14 protein-coding genes and 1 pseudogene are annotated in these 18306 nt (G+C 51.7%); 5 read left to right on the top strand and 10 right to left on the bottom strand.

Annotation, left to right across the window (positions count from 1 at the left end):
* The 8 genes from HVZ52_RS07615 to HVZ52_RS07650 all read right to left on the bottom strand — a co-directional run bounded on the left by HVZ52_RS07615 (position 1) and on the right by HVZ52_RS07650 (position 10070).
* Complete coding sequence (locus HVZ52_RS07615) at positions 1 to 1026, bottom strand: ABC transporter permease (protein ID WP_016153752.1); 1026 nt, start codon at positions 1024 to 1026, stop codon at positions 1 to 3.
* Complete coding sequence (locus HVZ52_RS07620) at positions 1026 to 2120, bottom strand: microcin C ABC transporter permease YejB (RefSeq protein WP_016153751.1); 1095 nt, start codon at positions 2118 to 2120, stop codon at positions 1026 to 1028. The genes HVZ52_RS07615 and HVZ52_RS07620 overlap by 1 nt, the downstream gene beginning before the upstream one ends.
* Entirely contained in the window at positions 2121 to 3935 is a 1815-nt protein-coding gene (locus HVZ52_RS07625) for an extracellular solute-binding protein (RefSeq protein WP_047500957.1), read from the bottom strand. It lies immediately after the preceding gene.
* Between the two features lie 99 nt (positions 3936 to 4034).
* Positions 4035 to 5594: a cyclic di-GMP phosphodiesterase gene (locus HVZ52_RS07630; RefSeq protein WP_016156997.1), complete on the bottom strand. Its 1560-nt coding sequence runs from the start codon at positions 5592 to 5594 to the stop codon at positions 4035 to 4037.
* Positions 5595 to 5765: 171 nt separating this feature from the next.
* The gene (mepS, locus tag HVZ52_RS07635; RefSeq protein ID WP_003027474.1) at positions 5766 to 6335 is read right to left on the bottom strand and encodes a bifunctional murein DD-endopeptidase/murein LD-carboxypeptidase; all 570 of its coding nucleotides are present in this window, start codon (positions 6333 to 6335) and stop codon (positions 5766 to 5768) included.
* 413 nt (positions 6336 to 6748) lie between these two features.
* Positions 6749 to 7462: a phosphatase PAP2 family protein gene (locus HVZ52_RS07640; protein WP_019077242.1), complete on the bottom strand. Its 714-nt coding sequence runs from the start codon at positions 7460 to 7462 to the stop codon at positions 6749 to 6751.
* A 35-nt stretch (positions 7463 to 7497) separates the two neighbouring features.
* Positions 7498 to 8484 carry a GTP-binding protein gene (locus tag HVZ52_RS07645; protein ID WP_016153747.1) on the bottom strand — a complete coding sequence of 329 codons (987 nt, stop codon included), beginning with the start codon at positions 8482 to 8484 and terminating at the stop codon, positions 7498 to 7500.
* 119 nt (positions 8485 to 8603) lie between these two features.
* Entirely contained in the window at positions 8604 to 10070 is a 1467-nt protein-coding gene (locus tag HVZ52_RS07650) for a fructuronate reductase (protein ID WP_181599069.1), read from the bottom strand.
* Between the two features lie 202 nt (positions 10071 to 10272).
* On the opposite strand from HVZ52_RS07650, the gene uxuA reads away from it, so the two are divergent.
* On the top strand, positions 10273 to 11463 hold the full coding sequence (gene uxuA, locus HVZ52_RS07655; protein ID WP_016156994.1) for a mannonate dehydratase: 1191 nt from the start codon (positions 10273 to 10275) through the stop codon (positions 11461 to 11463).
* Between the two features lie 45 nt (positions 11464 to 11508).
* On the opposite strand, the gene HVZ52_RS07660 is transcribed toward uxuA, so the two are convergent.
* Positions 11509 to 12981 carry a PLP-dependent aminotransferase family protein gene (locus HVZ52_RS07660; protein ID WP_046275464.1) on the bottom strand — a complete coding sequence of 491 codons (1473 nt, stop codon included), beginning with the start codon at positions 12979 to 12981 and terminating at the stop codon, positions 11509 to 11511.
* Positions 12982 to 13146: 165 nt separating this feature from the next.
* Between HVZ52_RS07660 and torC the strand changes: the two genes are divergently transcribed.
* From torC to torD, 3 genes are read left to right on the top strand one after another with little or no spacing between them, the layout of a single operon-like run.
* A complete protein-coding gene (torC, locus tag HVZ52_RS07665) occupies positions 13147 to 14286 on the top strand; it encodes a pentaheme c-type cytochrome TorC (RefSeq protein WP_049042001.1) in 1140 nt (379 codons plus the stop codon).
* Positions 14287 to 14289: 3 nt separating this feature from the next.
* Entirely contained in the window at positions 14290 to 16788 is a 2499-nt protein-coding gene (gene torA, locus HVZ52_RS07670; RefSeq protein ID WP_181599070.1) for a trimethylamine-N-oxide reductase TorA, read from the top strand.
* Positions 16778 to 17410, top strand: a complete 633-nt coding sequence (torD, locus tag HVZ52_RS07675) for a molecular chaperone TorD (RefSeq protein WP_181599071.1) — start codon at positions 16778 to 16780, stop codon at positions 17408 to 17410. Before torA ends, torD begins: the two co-directional genes overlap by 11 nt.
* Positions 17411 to 17466: 56 nt before the next feature.
* On the opposite strand, the gene yeiP is transcribed toward torD, so the two are convergent.
* Positions 17467 to 18039 (bottom strand): elongation factor P-like protein YeiP, encoded by a 573-nt coding sequence (yeiP, locus tag HVZ52_RS07680; RefSeq protein ID WP_016153740.1) that lies wholly within the window; start codon positions 18037 to 18039, stop codon positions 17467 to 17469.
* Positions 18040 to 18196: 157 nt separating this feature from the next.
* On the opposite strand from yeiP, the pseudogene HVZ52_RS07685 reads away from it, so the two are divergent.
* A pseudogene (locus HVZ52_RS07685) lies at positions 18197 to 18280 on the top strand (YkgJ family cysteine cluster protein); the annotation flags it as partial.
* Positions 18281 to 18306: the final 26 nt, after the last annotated feature.

Genomic DNA, 18306 nt, shown 5'->3' on the forward strand with positions numbered 1-18306 from the left:
TTAAATCGCCTTGTTGGGATCGAACGCGTCGCGTACCGCTTCACCAATAAATATCAGTAGCGATAATAGCAGGGCAACGGAGATAAACGCGGTGATGCCAAGCCACGGTGCCTGCAGGTTGTTTTTACCCTGTAACAGGAGTTCTCCCAGCGATGGCGAGCCAAGCGGTAAGCCGAAGCCAAGAAAATCCAGCGAGGTCAGAGTGGTGATCGAGGCGCATAATATAAACGGTAAAAAGGTCAGGGCGGCGACCATCGCATTGGGCAGCATATGGCGCAGAATAATACTGCGATCGCTCACGCCGAGCGCCTGAGCGGCACGAATGTAATCAAAGTTTCGGGTACGTAAAAATTCCGCGCGTACCACGCCAACCAGGCTCATCCAGCCAAACAGCACGGTAATGCCCAGTAGCCACCAGAAGTTTGGCTGGACCACGCTCGACAGCAGTATGATCAAAAACAGCGTTGGCATACCTGACCAAACCTCAATGAATCGTTGCCCCCACAGATCCACCTTGCCACCATAATAGCCCTGGATTGCGCCAGCCATGATCCCCATCACGCTGGAGCACAGGGTTAGCATTAATCCAAACAGGACAGAAATACGTGTGCCATAGAGGATCCGTGCCAGCACATCACCACCGTTGGCGTCCGTTCCCAGCCAGTTTTGTGCAGAAGGCGGGGAAGGGAAGGGCTTATCAGTGGCAAAGTTAATGCTGGTGGCTCCAAAGCGTATCGGCGCCCACAGGATCCAGCCCCGGTTTTCCAGGCGCTGCTGTAACCACGGATCCTGATAATCAGCCTGGGTCGCCAATGGTCCGCCGAAGTCGCTTTCACTGTAGTTTTTGAACAGGGGGAAATACCAGCTACTGTCGTAGCGCACCAGTAGCGGCTTATCATTGGCAATCAGTTCTGAACACAGGCTAAGGCCGAAGAGCAGTAGAAAAATCCACAGCGACCAATAGCCGCGACGGTTATGGCGAAAACGCGCCCAGCGGGCCTGATTGACGGGGCTTAATCGCGACATTAGCGTCCCTCAAAATCAATACGGGGATCGACCAGCGTATAGCTGATGTCGCTGAGGATATTCAGCAGCAGACCGATCAGGGTGAAGATATAGAGCGTGCCAAACATTACCGGGTAGTCACGTGATACGGTGGATTCATAACCCAGTAGTCCCAGACCGTTAAGCGAAAACATCACTTCAATCAGCAGCGAACCGGTAAAAAACATGCTGATAAACGTTGCCGGGAAGCCAGCGATTACCAGCAACATGGCATTGCGAAACACATGTTTCCACAGAATGTTTTTCTCGCTGACCCCTTTGGCGCGCGCGGTGACGACATACTGTTTGCGTACCTCATCCAGAAATGAGTTTTTGGTCAGCATGGTTAGCGCGGCAAAACCCCCAACCACCGTCGCCAGCACTGGCAGGGTAATATGCCAAAGGTAGTCGGTCACTTTCTGATACCAGGGCAGGGAATCAAAATTGGCGGAAACCAGTCCGCGAAGCGGGAACAGGTCGTAATAGCTGCCCCCGGCAAAAAAGACGATCAGTAAAATCGCAAACAGAAAAGCCGGTATGGCATAGCCAATAATAATGAATGCGCTGCTCCAGACATCAAATCGGCTGCCGTTGTGAACGGCTTTGCGGATCCCAAGCGGTATCGACACCAGATAGATAATGAGCGTACTCCATAGTCCCAGTGTGACGGAAACAGGCAGGCTGTCTTTGATAAGCGTCAGCACTGAGGCGCTACGAAACAGGCTGTCGCCGAAATCGAAACGAATATAGTCCCAGAGCATTTTGAAATAACGCTCATGAATGGGCTTATCGAACCCGTAACGGCGAGTGATTTCGGCGATCACTTCCGGGTCAAGACCACGGCCACCTCGGTAATTACTGTCGCTGATATTGCCTACGCCGGTTTGCGCGTGGCTGGCGCGAATGCCTTCACTACCCGCGCCGGGTAATGCCCCGCTTTGTCCGAACTCAATAGCGGCGACGGCCTGCTCAACCGGACCACCGGGGGCAATCTGCACGATAAAAAAGTTGATGGTGATGATGGCCCAAAGCGTTGGGATCACCAGTAGCAGACGTCGAATCAGATAAGCGCCCATTTATTCTCCCTGCCGTCTGGCTGCTGGCAGTTTCGCCGCTTTGTTAACGTCGTACCACCAGTTGTCGAGACCAATGGTATAAATGGGGCGAATAGCTGGATGCGAAAACTTATCCCACCAGGCGATGCGATCCTCTGCCATAAACCACATCGGCAACATGTAGTAGTTCCAGGTTAATACCCTGTCCAGTGCCCGACCGAGTGGGATTAGTTTGGCTTTATCACCCTGCGCCGCGATGATTTGGTTGATCAGTTTATCAATCACCGGGCTTTGCACGCCCGGGGCGTTATAGCTGGAGTCAATATATTCAGAGGCCCAGAGAATTTGCAGGTCCGAACTTGGCCACGGCATTGCGCGATACAATCTCGGCATCATGTCATAGTCACGACTGCGCAGCCGGTTTGTGATTTGTGAGTTATCAACCTGGCGGATGTTCATTGTAATGCCTAAGCGCTGCAGGTTGTGCTGGAACGGCAGCACCCACTGACTGTTACTGCCCGCCGGGAGCAACAGTTCAAAGCTCAGGGGTTTACCGTTGGCGCTGTTTACGCGCTGCTGTCCCTTAAGTACCCATCCGGCCTGCTCCAGTAAGGCATCGGCTTTCAACAGGTTGTCACGATCGTAGCCATCGCCTTTTGATTTCGGCGGCTGATAAATTTGGCTGAAGACCTCAGGGGGGAGATCTTTTTTCAAGGGCGCAAGTATTACCAGTTCATCTGCATCGGGGTAATTTTTAGCGGCATACTCGGTATTCTGAAAATAGCTGTTGGTCCGGCTCCAGGCGTTATAGAACAGAGCTTTATTCATCCATTCAAAATCAAAGGCCAGGGTGATGGCTTCTCGCACCCGTCGGTCGCTGAACACCGGTCGCTGAATATTAAACGCCAGCCAACGCGTATCCTGGGCGGATTCGTTTTTTTGCTCATCTTTGATGATGTAATGATTCGCGAAATTTTTACCGGTATAACGTGTCGCCCAGTTTTTAGCATCGTTTTCAAGACGCAGGTCAAACGCCCCGGCCTTAAACGCTTCAAAGGCGACGTTGTCATCCAGATAGTAGTCGTAGCGGATGGTATCAAAGTTCCAGCGGCCACGGTTGACGGGCAGATTAGCGGCCCAATAATCGTTGACGCGCGAATAGACAATGTACTGACCCATCTTCCATTTCGTGATGCGATAAGGACCGCTGGCGAGCGGAGGCGATGATAAGGGATCGCTGAGCTTATGATCTTTCCAGTACTTCTCTGGCATCACGGGTAATGAAAACAGGCTGAGCATGTCCTCTTTACCCGGTTTGGCTAATTCAATACGTACGGTTAATGGCGCGATCGCTTTTACCGTTGTTCCCTTGTAGACCAGGCGAAATTGCGGCACGCCTTCAGTCATAAATTTGTGGAAGGTGAATGCGACATCGCTGGCGGTAATGGGGGAGCCATCGTGAAAACGCGCTCGCGGATTGATGGCGATTTCTACCCAGGAATAGTCATCAGCATAGCGTGCGCTGTCGGCGATGAGCGGATAATAGCTGCCAGGTTCATCGTCAGAGGTAGTAAACAGCGTATCGTAAAGCGTTTCGGTACGTGCTCCGGGATTACCGCGCATCGCATAGCGGTTGAAGTTATCGAACGTGCCGATGGCGGAGAGGGTGATTTGCCCGCCTTTGGGGGCCGCAGGGTTGACGTAATCAAAGTGATTAAAGTTAAACGCGTACTTCGGTTCGCCCAGTACGGCAAAAGCATAGCTTTCTTTGATGGACTGCGCCTCGGCGCTAAACCCGATGAGGGCGATAAACAGCAGCAATACGCGAGGGATCATTAAATGCGATTTCCTTTTCCTGCCACAACCCGACGGGCATCATGCCTGAAAGATAAGGGATGTGGCGGCGAGTGAGAGTATATGATTCGCATACTGCGATCACCACGTCGGCTTATTGGGCTGCGCCATCCAACGCACGAAATCAGCAAGTTTTAATGGTCGGCTAATCCAGTATCCCTGGAAAAAATGCACCCCACGATCGCGCAGCCAACGGGCTTGCTCAGGCGTTTCAACCCCTTCAGCCACCGTCAGCATATTAAGACGCTTAGAGAGTGTCAACACGGCGTCCAGAACCGGAGAGGTCAGGGTCTCTGTTCCAATGGCGTTAATAAAGCCGCGATCGATTTTCAGGTAGTCAACGGTAAAGCGTTCCAGATAAATCAGCGCGCTATGACCGGTGCCAAAATCATCAATGGCAATTTCAAAACCTGCGGAATGAAGCCATTCAAAAAGCTTTGTGGCCTCGTGTTGATTAAGCATATCCCGTTCGGTGATTTCCAGCACCATCTGGAAATGGTTTGCGGGAAGCGAGGCCTGCAGGTGATGAATGTCGTCTTTAAACGTCTCGCCGTGCAGATGCGTTGGCGCGATATTGATCCCCAATTTAGCACCTGCGGGTAACACTTTTTGCAGCATCGGTGCGTCCTGGGCTATCAACTTAAAGAGATGCTGGGTCAGCGGGACAATCATTTTCTGGGATTCGGCGTAGTGAATAAAAGCATCCGGAGGGATCTCACCCGTTGTTGGATGATTCCAGCGTAATAACACCTCTACACCTTTCACCTCCAGTGTCTGCACCTCTACCACGGGCTGGTACACCACATAAAACTGGTTATGTTTGATAGCGTTGAGGATATCTTTGCCCGGACGTAAACGGATGGTGTAGATGTAGTACCAGAGAAGAAGCGCGGCAATAATCCCCGCCATGCATCCCAACATAATCGAATACCAGATGTCGGTATAGGTCCACTCATCGGCATATAAACGAATCTGTAGCGGAATACCTTCCAGGGTCGCCTGCCGCCAGTGAGAGTGGGGCAGAGCGGAGGCATCAATAATCCGTGATGAAAATGTTGAAATCGCGTTATCACCGACGACTATGGCAATACCGTTAAAATCATCCTGTCGGGCGGTATAAAGCAGATAAGGGGCCAGATTAATATTCAGTGAGGTAAACACGCCGCTATCAGTGAACGATGGGTTCCGGTGCCAAATCATTATCGCCGGCTTGTTCGGCATCATGGGCGTGCCGGGGAGTAATTCCACATCAATATTTCTGCTGATATCGAGGCTTGGGACCAGATCTAAAATCGGGGTGAACATTGCGCCCGTTGCGGAGGAGCAGAAAGCAATGCCGTTTTTGACCAGTAAAAATGCGCGAACGTTGAGGCTAAAGGCCGCGCTGGAGGTCAGTTGAGCAGCGACTTGTTGGCAACTGTTGGCGACCAGTGGCTGAAGGTCATCTGTGGTGGATTTGAGATCGGCGAAGTAGCTGCTGACATAATTCTGGATATCGGAAAGGAGCGTGTCGTACTTAATGTCTCGTTTATGCCAGGTCACGAAAAATTGCAGGGTACTCACCAGGAGCGCGACGATAAGCCCCGTTAACATACAGGAAAGCAGGATTTTCTGATTGGATGAAGAGGAGCGTTTAAACATAGTTCCTTATGTTTACCTGAGTTAACCGCTTATTCTGTATGAATATAACCTGAAATGACTCACCTTGTGAGATTTTTCTTAGTCACAAGACAAAGCAAAAAAAAGCACCGCCGAAGCAGTGCTTTTCAAAATGTCTCATCAGGATAGCCAAGGGATAGCTGCCAAACGAAATTAACTGCGGCTCAGGACCCGGCGAGCTTCGTTGTAACGTTTTTTCCAGTAAGGTTCGTTCATGCTGGAAATGATAACGCCGCTGCTGGTCGAGGCGTGTACAAACTGGTTGTTGCCGATATAAATACCGACGTGACGGCCAGTGGAGCCAGCACGAAACAGAACCAGATCGCCTGTGCGCAGGTTAGTGCGCGAAACGGATTTACCCGTTTCCTGTTGTTCGTAGGTTGAGCGAGGAAGCTCTAAACCAAATTGCTCGCGGAACGTACGTTGTACGAAGCTTGAACAATCAATACCTTTTTTGGTGCTGCCGCCAAGGCGGTAACGCACGCCTTTCCAGTCAGCATACTGGTCCATAATACGTGATTTAACATCGATATTACGGACCATATTTTCAAATTCATCCTGAGAGGCTTGCAGTGAAGAGTTATCTCCATTGCCCACAGCATGCGTCTCAGAATGCATATTCCTGGCGGTGTTCGTTGTGCTACATGCAGAAAGCAGAACCGCAACTGCTATCGCGGGTATGCCCCGCAAGATATATCTCAAAATCGGTTGAGATTTGACCATTTTGTTTGTTTTCCCTTGAAGTCCTTAACGATAAATATCGTTATAAAAAATGCCAAACGTGACGAGACTAATTACCATCGCACGATGAGACAATTCTTTAAGGTCAAATCTGTGGCAGAACGCACAAATTTATTCCTGAAGAGAATAATTATCCCGCGAGGCAAAACGAGTTCGAGATTACCCGATCGGTCCGGTCATTGCGAGTGAATTTACGTGATTTCTTATAAGAAAAATTGATACAGAAAGTGAATAACCGGCATTGCCTAAATTAAGAACAATCGGGATAAAAAAGACGCAACCCAATCATTTTAAAGATGAATAAGATAACGGGAGAATGACAGCCAGAATGATGAAATATCGACTAGCATCATCAGGGAATCAGAGTTTTCCCTGATGATGTTAATTACTGTGCGTTATTTGTTTAAAAAATGTTTGTTTTTACCGGGCAGATAATTCGCAAACAGAGTGACTAATCGGTCGCTTAACGGTGTCATTAGCCACCAGGGCAGACCAATCAAGACGACAGTCATGGAACCGATCACGATATCGGTGAGCCAGTGAGCGCCAATCATTATGCGTGGAAAGGCAAAAACCACAGCGATAATAAGGCCGATTATTCCGGCGACTTTTCCGAAATAACGCAGCATAAATGCGGAAAAAATAAGCAGCATCATACCGTGATCACCGGGGAAACTGTCTCTGGACGCATCTTTAGTCGGAATATGCAGCAGTTCGCTGACGCGATAAATATTATCCAGCATCAGAGTAGGGCTGGCGCGTTTAACGGGAATAAGCGCCTGGCCTAACTGATTTAATACCACTGCGGTGAGCAGCATAACCAGGCCAATAGCGACAATGCGTCGGCGACCTTCCGACGTTTCTTTCAGCCAAAAATGCAGCATCAAGGCGCCCATTGCCAGCAATGAGCAACCATCAAATGCCCGGTTATTGGTAATAGCAACAATCCACAAGAACTGCGGGCTTTCCACCAGTTTCTGGTTAAAGAAGCGGAAAACGCCCGTATCCAATGAAGACCAGATCCCATGTCCGGCAGGAAGATACCAGGACAGAAACAGCGCCAGCCCCGCAATATTGAGTAGGAGAATAAGAGGGTATCGGGTTTTCATCATCGTTTACCATTGCTATAAAAACGAAGGCAACCTTACGCGTTAGCGTCTAAACGAAGTCTCAACAATGCACTCTGTAGCGTATTCCAGTCGGTCTCAGTATCGGCGATGAGTTCAATACGGCTATCCGGTGGCGCGACGTTTTGCGTCTCAATATGCCAGTCGTCTCCCTGGCGGTTAATGCGCACCAGTCCTTCCTTTATACGCATGACACCTTTCACGCGCCCCACGGGGGCAAGACGAGACCATTCCAGCAGACCGATGGTATCGAACACCGTATCGGCGTCAAAAATCCAACCGCAGGCCTGATGGCCCTGGCCGCTGTTCAGGCTGCGCCGCCAGCGCTGCTGTGACGGCAGACTCAATGCCGCCAGTCCCTTTTTGTCTGCATGGCTATGGGCGTGCTCTGCGCTTGCAGGAAGCTCTGCCAGGTTTAGTCGGGGTAAATCCAGTAACTGCCCGTCAATTTGCCCATGGTCGGCATGAACCAACTGGCGATTGCCGCCGTAGTGTTGCCACCAGGTTTGCAAGGCGTTTTCGCTTTCCGCTGTGGCACGGTCGGCTTTATTGGCAACAATGATATCTGCGGCGGCAAGCTGATCGCGGAAATTGTCATTGGCGACGCTTTTTTCATCCAGTAACAGCCGGGGGTCAAGAATACAGAGGGTCGCGCGCAGATCGATCCACGGTTCGTAAACAGGTGCGGTGAGTAAATCCAGAATTTGTTTAGGGTGTCCGAGGCCGGTGGGTTCAATCAGCAATCGATCGGGTTTTCCCTGACGCAGCAGCGTATTGAGGCCAACCTGCATCGGTAGACCGTTAACGCAGCACATACAGCCGCCGGGGATCTCTTTTAGCAATGCGCCGCTGTCGGCTAACAGGGCGCCATCAATACCTACTTCACCAAACTCATTGACCAGCACGGCCCACTTCTCTGCGGGATCCTTGTTCGCCAATAGATGAAGAATAGAGGTGGTTTTGCCACTGCCGAGAAAACCAGTGATGAGATTGGTTTTAGTCACAATTACTCCAGAATCATAAATTACCGTAATGGCATTTAACAATCCTGGCGAAAAATGGGGAAAAAGAGAAGGGGTGAGGGGACGAAGACGTGCTTCGTCCTGTTTAATGGCAGAAATCGTTAATTTTTTAACGTTTCAATGACAGCCTGATGTGCACCGTATTGGGCAATACGTTGCCAGGCCTGCTGAATGACCGCGACAAACTGCGGATTCTGTACGAGATCGGCGGAGAAAATCTCATGCAGCGAAAGCAGGGCGCTGACGCGTTCTGATTCAGTGCTCTGTGCCACCAGAGCGGCAATTTTCTCACTGAGCGGGTCACGAATATCAATCGTAGCGCCTGAATCATCCACACCGCTCACGTAGCGCATCCAGCCTGCGATGCCGAGCGCCAACAGCGGCCACTCGCTTTGACGTGCTAAATGCACGCGGATCCCTTCCAGCATTCGCTGGGGTAATTTCTGGCTACCATCCATCGCGATTTGCCAGGTTTTGTGTTTCAGCGCCGGGTTGGCAAAGCGGTCCAGTAGGCTTAAGGCATACTGGTTTAAATCAACATCGGTAATTTGCAGCGTGGGGGCCTGTTCGGTGAGCATCAGCTGGTAAGCGGCTTCACGAAATGCGCTATCCTGCATACAGTCGCTGATGTGCTGGAATCCGGCCAGATAGCCGAGATAAGCGAGAAACGAATGGCTGCCGTTCAGCATCCGCAGTTTCATTTGTTCCCACGGCAAGACGTTTTCGACCATCTGGACACCCGCGGTTTCCCATTGCGGACGACCACAGACAAAGTTGTCTTCAATCACCCACTGAATAAACGGCTCGCAGCTGATTGCGCAAGGATCGGCAACGCCCAGCTCGTGGGCGATTTCAGCCAGCGACTCTTCGGTGGCGGCGGGAACAATCCGATCCACCATAGTACCCGGGAAACTGACGTGTTCCTGGATCCAGTGCGCCAGCTCAGGAGAGCGTTTTTCCGCCATCCCCAGTACGGCATTTTTTACCACATGACCATTGTCCGGGATGTTATCGCAGGAGAGGACGGTAAACGGCTGCAGTCCACGTTCACGTCGGCGGTGCAGCGCTTCAACGATAATACCGGGGGCGGAGTGCGGTTCAGCCGGTGTCTGCAGATCGTGAATAATACGCGCATTAGAGAGATCTAACGAACCCGTCGCCGGATCGATGCAGTAGCCTTTTTCAGTGATGGTTAACGAGACAATCGCGATCTGAGGCTCGCAGAATTTTTCAATAATGGCCGCCAGCGAATCCAGTGTGGCGTTCAGGCATTCGTTAACGGCACCGATAACAATAGGCTGGTTGCCGTTAACCCCTTTTTCTAACACGGTAAATAAATGATCCTGTTCGCGAAGCTGACGCATCAGCCGATCGCCACTGAACAGGCTGATCTCGCAAATCCCCCAGTCTCCGCCCTGCGCATTCAGCACCCTGTCGGTTAATAACGCCTGATGGGCGCGATGAAAAGCACCGAAACCAAAATGTACAATCCGCGTTTTTAATTTTTGGCGGTCGTACTGCGGCATCATGACATTTTCCGCCAGTGGCGCTGAGGCAATAGTTTTCATTAAATACACCTGATTAACCATTAATTAACAATGGCAGTATAAAGTTATATGACAGCAAATTGAATTGGTGTGCCTCATTTATCCGGGGAATGTGAGCTGGAACAATCAATGATAGGCCATCTGTTGAACATCTCCGGGATGGCTGTATGGTAGTCGTCATTCAGGTAGTTTAATTTGGTATAACAACTCGTGGGGTGAAACAATGGAACAAACCTGGCGTTGGTACGGACCTAACGATCCGGTATCGCTTGATGATGTGCGTCAGGCTGGCGCAACGGGTGTTGTGACCGCCTTGCACCACATTCCCAACGGTGAAGTGTGGCCGGTAGAAGAGATTCAACAGCGTCAGGCTATTCTGGCTGAAAAAGGGCTGACCTGGTCGGTGGTGGAAAGTATTCCTGTCCACGAAGATATCAAAACGCGTTCAGGCCAGTACCAAACGTGGATTGCCAATTATCAGCAGAGTATCCGTAATCTGGCGACCTGCGGCATCGATACCGTGTGCTATAACTTCATGCCGATCCTCGACTGGACGCGTACCGATCTCGAATATCAGCTGCCGGACGGCTCCAAAGCGCTACGTTTTGACCAGATTGCTTTTGCAGCCTTCGAACTGCATATTCTTCAGCGCCCAGGCGCCGCAGCGGATTACACCGCAGAAGAACAACGCCAGGCGCTGAATTACTTCAATGCTATGAGCGATGCCGATATCGAAAAGCTGACCCGCAATATCATTGCCGGCCTGCCCGGTGCGGAAGAGGGCTATACGCTGGATCAGTTCCGTGCTCGTCTCGCTGAATATGACGGCATCAGCAAAGACGATCTGCGCGATAATATGGCGGTATTCCTGCGGGCGATTGTGCCTGTGGCGGAAGAAGTCGGCGTGCGTCTGGCTGTCCACCCTGACGATCCGCCGCGTCCGATCCTCGGCCTGCCGCGCATTGTTTCGACTATCGAAGATATGCAGTGGCTGAAAGAAACCGTCGACAGCATCAATAACGGTTTCACCATGTGCACCGGTTCCTACGGCGTGCGCGCCGATAACGATCTGGTGAAAATGATCGAAACCTTTGGCGATCGAATCCACTTCACGCATCTGCGCTCCACCTGCCGTGAAGATAACCCGAAAACCTTCCACGAAGGTGCGCACCTGCAAGGCGATGTGGATATGGTATCGGTGGTTGCTGCCATCCTGAGCGAAGAACAGCGCCGTAAAAAGGCGGGCGATTTGCGTCCTATCCCGATGCGTCCGGATCACGGACACCAGATGCTTGACGACCTGCACAAGAAAACCAACCCAGGCTACTCCGCGATTGGTCGCCTGAAAGGGCTGGCGGAAGTTCGCGGCGTTGAGCTGGCGTTAAAACAAACGCAGTTCCGCGATCTGCTGTAAGGTTAACAACAGGGATTGTGCCGCAGGCGCGATCCCTGAAATTCATCAAGGCTGCGCTAGCGCCTGCTCCAGTACCGACAGCACCTTTTTGATCTGCTGTATCTGCAATCCGCCAAACCCGAAAAACATAACAGCATCGCTGTTCTCCCTACGCCATGCGGCACCTGAGCCATTTTCTATATCTGGCAGAGTGTCAAAGCGGATCCCTGCCAGCAGGCAGCGCTGTTGCAGCCTGGCTATCATATCTGGGTGTCTGTCAACGCGTAACGAGAGGTGCAGACCCGCCGTTGCGCCAGCGATTTTCCCTGACGGAAACAGAACAGAAAGGCCATCGCGTAACAGATTGAGGCGCGCCGCATAGTTGCAGGCCAGCTTGCTGATGTGCGAGTAAAACACCTGATTTTGCATTAATTCGGCTAAAAATTGCTGCAATAGCCACTGACTGCCGTTGTTGTTGAGCGCTTTCATATTCTTTACTGCCGGGAGCAGTTCATCAGGACAAATGAGATAGCCAAGACGCGTTCCCGGCCCCAGCGTTTTGGAAAATGTCCCCATGTAGATAACCCGGTTGTGATAATCCATAGCTTTCAGTGCAGGAAGGGGGTTCTCGCCATAGGTAAAAACAGCATCGTAGTCGTCTTCAAGGATATAAGCGCCGACGCGCTGCGCCCACGTCAATAATGACTGACGGCGCTCCAGCGAAAGGACGCTTCCCATTGGATACTGGTGAGCCGGAGTCACATAGCAAAGCTGGGTTTCATATTCGGGTAATTTATCTGTTTGCAGCCCGTGGTTATCTACAGCAATTGACGTAATGTCTGCACCGTAATAATTAAACAGATGCCATGCGCCAGAATAGCAAGGGGATTCGGCCACAACGTGGCACTTTTTTTGCTGACTGACGGCATGATGAACAATAAATATTTGACTGAGCAGCGACAATCCTTCCTGAATCCCATTGGTAATGATGATATTCTCCGCCCGGGTATTAATGCCGCGAGATAAATTAAGGTACCTGGCTAGTTGCTCACGCAGTGAAAATAATCCATTTGATGAATGATATCGGGTAAACAATTGCTCTTTAAGTACGCTTGGCGCGTTATTCCATTTTCGCCAGCTTGCCCAGGGAAAAGCATTGGGATCGGGGACGCCCATCCGGCAGTAGCACTCCCGCCCAGGCTCTGCGTAAACATCGGTAGAGACCCCGGCCGCTTTTGGTGTTACTGGCGGAGAGCCCTGGGGTACGGACACATGCGCTGGGGTTACACGTACAGGCGTGGTGAATATCACCTCATAGCCAATGCCGTGTCGGCTCTTAATTAATCCAGCCGCCACCAGCTTATCATAGGCCATCACCACCGTTATTTTGGCAATGTTCAATGCCTGAGCCTGCTCGCGAATAGAGGGGAGTTTATCTCCACACAGCAAATCCCCCCGCTGAATGGCCTGTAAATAAAATTGAAATATCTGCAACTGCAGCGGAGTCCGGCTTTCTCTATCGAGAGTCAGTTTGAGCATGATAAATTCCTTATTTATAGATGGTAATTATATTACGGACTTCTGCTCTTTACTATTTGACGAACCTCATAGAGTGGATGCTGTTCCTATAATCTGCCTTCGCTGTCTCTATTTTTGATTTTTATTATCCCTTAGCGTGTCGCTATTAAAAAAATGGAGGCAAGCATGTCGTGGATAAGAAAAAACGCACTATGGTGCGCATTCGCCGGGGCGGTAGCAATGGCCCTGGCTATTTGGGGAACGTGGCAAGGCGTTCATTACACCAGTTCTACCGAGTTTTGTTTATCGTGTCACTCGATGCGCACATCTGGCGAGGAGTATAAAACCAGCGTGCATTTTCGTAATGCTTCTGGTGTGCGTGCGGAGTGTAAGGATTGTCATATTCCGCCAGGCATCGTCCCAACGCTGGTTCGTAAAACGCAAGCCTTAAACGACCTCTACCACACCTTTATCTCTCCTTCGATCGATACCCCGGAAAAATTTGCTGCAAAGCGGGCGGAGTTGGCCCAGCGAGAATGGGCGCGCATGAGCGCGAATAATTCAGCGGCGTGTAAATCCTGCCATAGCTATGAGGCGATGGATCACGGCAAGCAATCGGCAAATGCAGCGGCGCAAATGACCGCGGCGGCGGCAAAAGACAGTAACTGTATCGATTGTCACAAAGGCATTGCCCATCACAAACCCGATATGAGCAGCGGTTTTCGCGATCGTTACAAGCAGTTGCAGCGTCAGGGAGAGCAGTTACCCACGGCGACGACGCTGTATTCGTTAGGCGAAAAATCACTGACTGCGACAGCAGAGAGCCCGGCAGGGAAAGCCATGCTGTACCCGGCAACGCAAGTGCGTGTGCTGAAAAGAGAAGGAAAAAACGTTCAGATAGAGCTGACCGGCTGGCGGGAAAGCAAAGGACGGGGACGGGTGATTACCCAGTATATGGGTAAACGCGTTTTTGCTGCCGTATTAGATGCCTCGCTGATGAGCAATGTGAAGGTTGAGCAAACTCAGGTTGATCCAGAGTCACATCAGGAGTGGCAGCAGGTCAGCGTGATGGCCTGGAGTTCGGCGGAGGGTTTTACCGACAATATTGACCCCCTCTGGCAATACGCCGATCAGATGTTGCAATCCACCTGTAGCGCTTGCCACAGCACGCCGCCGCCGACCCGTTATTCCGCGAATGGCTGGATCGCCGGACTGAAATCCATGTCCACCTACTACCGGCTTAATCCGGTGGAAGACCGTACGTTGTTGAAATATCTCCAGACTCACGCCAGCGATATACCTCAACCTAACAATTCAAAAGGATAATTTATGGATATTCATGATTTTAATCCGTCACGTCGACGGTTTTTAAGTGGAATGCTGGCAGTCGGTGCCGTCAGCGCTTTAGGGCCAAATCCACTGATCTCAAAGGTCTGGGCAGCGGGTGAAAACCCGGAGCAATGGATCCAGTCTGGCTCGCACTTTGGCGCTTTTGAAGCCAAAGTCGTGAACGGTGAATGGGTCGATACCCGCCCCTTCAAACATGACAAATACCCCTGCGATATGCTGAATGCGGTGCGTGAAGTGGTCTACAACCCATCGCGTGTGCGCTACCCGATGGTGCGGCTGGACTGGCTGCGCAAGCGTGAAAAGTCAGATCGCAACCAGCGCGGCGATAATCGCTTTGTCCGTGTGAGCTGGGATCAGGCGTTGGATCTGGTTTATGAAGAGCTGGAGCGGGTACAAAAGACCTACGGATCTTCTGGTGTCTTTACCGGGCTGGCGGACTGGCAAATTGTTGGCAAATATCATAAGGCCGGTGGCGCGATGGATCGGGGACTCGGCTTGCACGGTAGCTATGTAACGACCGTCGGCGACTACTCGGCAGCCGCAGCGCAGGTCATTTTGCCGCATGTGATTGGTTCGCTGGAAGTTTATGAGCAGCAAACGTCGCTCCCGCTGGTTATCGAAAATACCCAAACCATTGTGCTGTGGGGCTGCGATCCTATCAAGAATCTGCAGATCGAGTTCCTGGTTCCCGATCACGATGCGTTTGGCTATTGGCAGCAGATTAAAGAAGCGGTTGCGCAGGGAAAGATGCGCGTTATCAGCGTTGATCCGGTGCGTAGCAAGTCGCAAAACTATCTTGGCTGTGAGCAGCTGGCGCTGCGACCGCAAACGGATGTCGCGTTATTGCTGGCGCTGGCGCATACCCTGTACGAAGAAAAGCTGTATGACGTGGCGTTCATTAACGATTATACCGTGGGCTTTGAACAGTTCTTGCCGTATCTGCTTGGGGAAAGCGACAAGCAGCCGAAAAACGCCGAATGGGCGGCGGAAATCTGCGGTCTGACGGCGGAGCAGATCCGCGACTTCGCCCGCCTGCTGGTCAAAGGCCGGACACAGTTTATGGGCGGCTGGTGCGTGCAGCGTATGCACCATGGCGAGCAGTATCCGTGGATGCTGGTGGTGCTGGCCAGCATGGTTGGCCAAATTGGCTTGCCGGGCGGCGGAGTAGGGTTTGGCTGGCACTATAACGGCGGCGGGACGGTCACCTCTGCCGGTCCCGTCCTGTCCGGCCTCGGGAGCATCAACAATCCCCCGGCCGCGAAATACAAAGCGGATTTCCGCGGCGCTTCAGAGCATATTCCTACCTCGCGAATGATCGATTGTCTGCTGGCGCCAGGCAAAAAGATCGCTTTCAACGGTGAAACATTAACTTTCCCTGATATCAAAATGGCGATTTTCAGCGCCGCCAATCCGTTCCATGCGCAGCAGGATCGTAACCGCATGATCGAAGCGTGGAAGAAGCTGGAAACCGTGGTCGTTCTGGATCATCAGTGGACAGCATCCTGTCGTTTTGCCGATATCGTCCTGCCTGTGACCACGCGCTTTGAGCGTAATGACATTGAGCAGTTCGGTACACACTCGAATAAAGGGCTGATGGCGATACATCAGGTGGTTAAACCGCAGTTTGAAGCGCGACATGACTTTGATGTCTTTGCCGGTCTGTGCAAACGCTTTGGTCAGGAAGAGACATACCGCGAAAAGCGGGATGAAATGCAGTGGATAAAAGCCATTTATGATGAGGGCGCGAAAACGGGAGCGTCCCTTGGCGTGAGTATGCCGAACTTCGAGAGCTTCTGGCAGGGCGAAGGATACATTGAATATCCTGCCGGGAAGCCGTGGGTGCGTCATGGAGAATTTCGCGAACAGCCGGATATCAATCCGTTAGGAACACCCTCTGGTCTGATTGAAATTTACAGCAAAACCATCGCGGGCTTTGCCTACGATGACTGCCCGGGGCATCCGGTGTGGATGGAACCTTTTGAGCGTACCCATGGCAGCAAAACAGATAAATATCCGCTGCATCTGCAGTCCTGCCATCCGGATAAACGTCTGCACTCCCAGCTGTGCTCAAGCGAGGCGTTTCGTAACACCTATGCGGTGGCAGGAAGAGAGCCGCTGTACATGAGCGAGTCGGATGCCCGTGCACGTGGCCTTAAAGCCGGGGATATTGCGCGCGTGTTTAACGCCAGAGGCCAGGTGCTGGCTGGGGTGGTGATCAGTCCGGATTACGCGCCTGGCGTCGTCCGGATTCATGAAGGCGCGTGGTATTCGCCGCAGGAAGGTGGGAAAGCGGGCACATTATGCACTTATGGCGATCCGAATGTGCTGAGTGCGGATATCGGTACATCGCAACTGGCGCAGGGGCCTTCGGCGCATACGGTGCTGGTCGAGGTGGAGCGGTACCAGGAGAATGCCCCACAGGTCACGGGCTTTGGCGGGCCGGAGGTTGTGAAAGAGGAGGGGGCAAGTGCAGCATAATCATATTCATCGACAGCGGGCGGCGGTGTACCAGTGGTTTTCGCAACTGCTGTTCCGTGAGCTGGACGAGGAGCAACTCATCCGCCTTGAAAGTGGGGAAAGCCGAAAGTGGCTGGCGTCGTTGACGGCTATCCCTGGGTTATCCGTTGATGTCAAAAACCTGGAACGTAGTCTCGTTCGGGCGCTGCGCCGGGAAAGCCGACAGATGGAGCTGGCGGCGGACTATGCCTCGTTGTTTTTGCTGGCACCTCCTGGCGGTGTTTCTCCTTATGCGGGGCATTATCCGCATACGACCGCGCCTGAAGAACGCAAGGAAATGAATGTGCTGTTAGTCGAGCATGGGCTGACCCCGCAGGACAACGAGCCTGCCGACCATATTGCTGTACAGCTGGCACTGATGGCGAGAATGGTTACCAAAAAGGAGACGTTATCGGCGCAATATTACTTTTTGCATCATCACATTATGTGCTGGGCACCCCTGCTACGGGAAAGTTGTTTACACCGGGACGAAGAGGGGGTTTATCCTCAGGCGGTTAACGTCATAACGCATTTTATGCGTGAGGATGAGCTGTATCTGGAATCTCTGTTGGTGGATGATTTTTACCTCAGCAGCCAGGGCTGAAAAGAACAAAGGGACAGCAAATGCTGTCCCTTTTCACCGCTGTCGCAGCAGAAAAGTTAGTCTGCGCGGCCCATGTAGCGACGTTCTTCGATATGAATACGGATTTTTTCACCTGCACTCAGATATTCAGGAACCAGGATAACCAGACCGGTGCTCATGGTCGCTGGTTTGTTACGCGCACTTGCTGACGCGCCTTTAATGCCCGGAGCCGTTTCAACGATTTCCAGGTCTACCGTTTGCGGCAGTTCAAGCGCCAGCAGCTGGCCGTCCCAGGTCAGTACCTGCATATCCGGCATTCCGCCTTCCGGGATGAACAGCAATTCTTCTTCGATCTGGTCTTTGGTGAAGGTATACGGGGTATAGTCTTCTTTATCCATGAAGACGTATTCGTTGCCATCGACATAGGAGAAATCAACGCCACGACGGCTCAGGGTGACGGTATCAACGATGTCATCACCTTTGAAGCGCTCTTCAACTTTCAGACCGGTACGAACATCAGAAAAACGCATTTTGTACAGCGTGGCGGCGCCACGTGCGGTTGGTGATTGAATATCAATATCTTTTACAATCAGCAGTTTGCCGTTGTAATTCAGTACCATACCTTTTTTAATTTCGTTCGCTCTTGGCATCGAAAAAATCCTGTAATGAGGAGTGTCTAAAATATCGCGTAAAACTACTCGCGCCGGGGCATTCAGGCAAGCGGAATTGATGCTTTTGCTGGTGCAAAAAAGGTGTTACTGTGCGCTTCCTGCACAATCCGATGGTTTACGATAAAGAGAGTACTGTATGGAATGCCGTCCGGATTGTGGTGCATGTTGCACCGCGCCTTCAATTTCCAGTCCCATCCCCGGCATGCCTGATGGCAAGCCCAATAGTCAATTATTCACAGTATAAAA

It is taken from the genome of Citrobacter sp. RHB36-C18 (genome assembly GCF_013814485.1).
Taxonomy (GTDB): Bacteria; Pseudomonadota; Gammaproteobacteria; order Enterobacterales; family Enterobacteriaceae; genus Citrobacter; species Citrobacter braakii.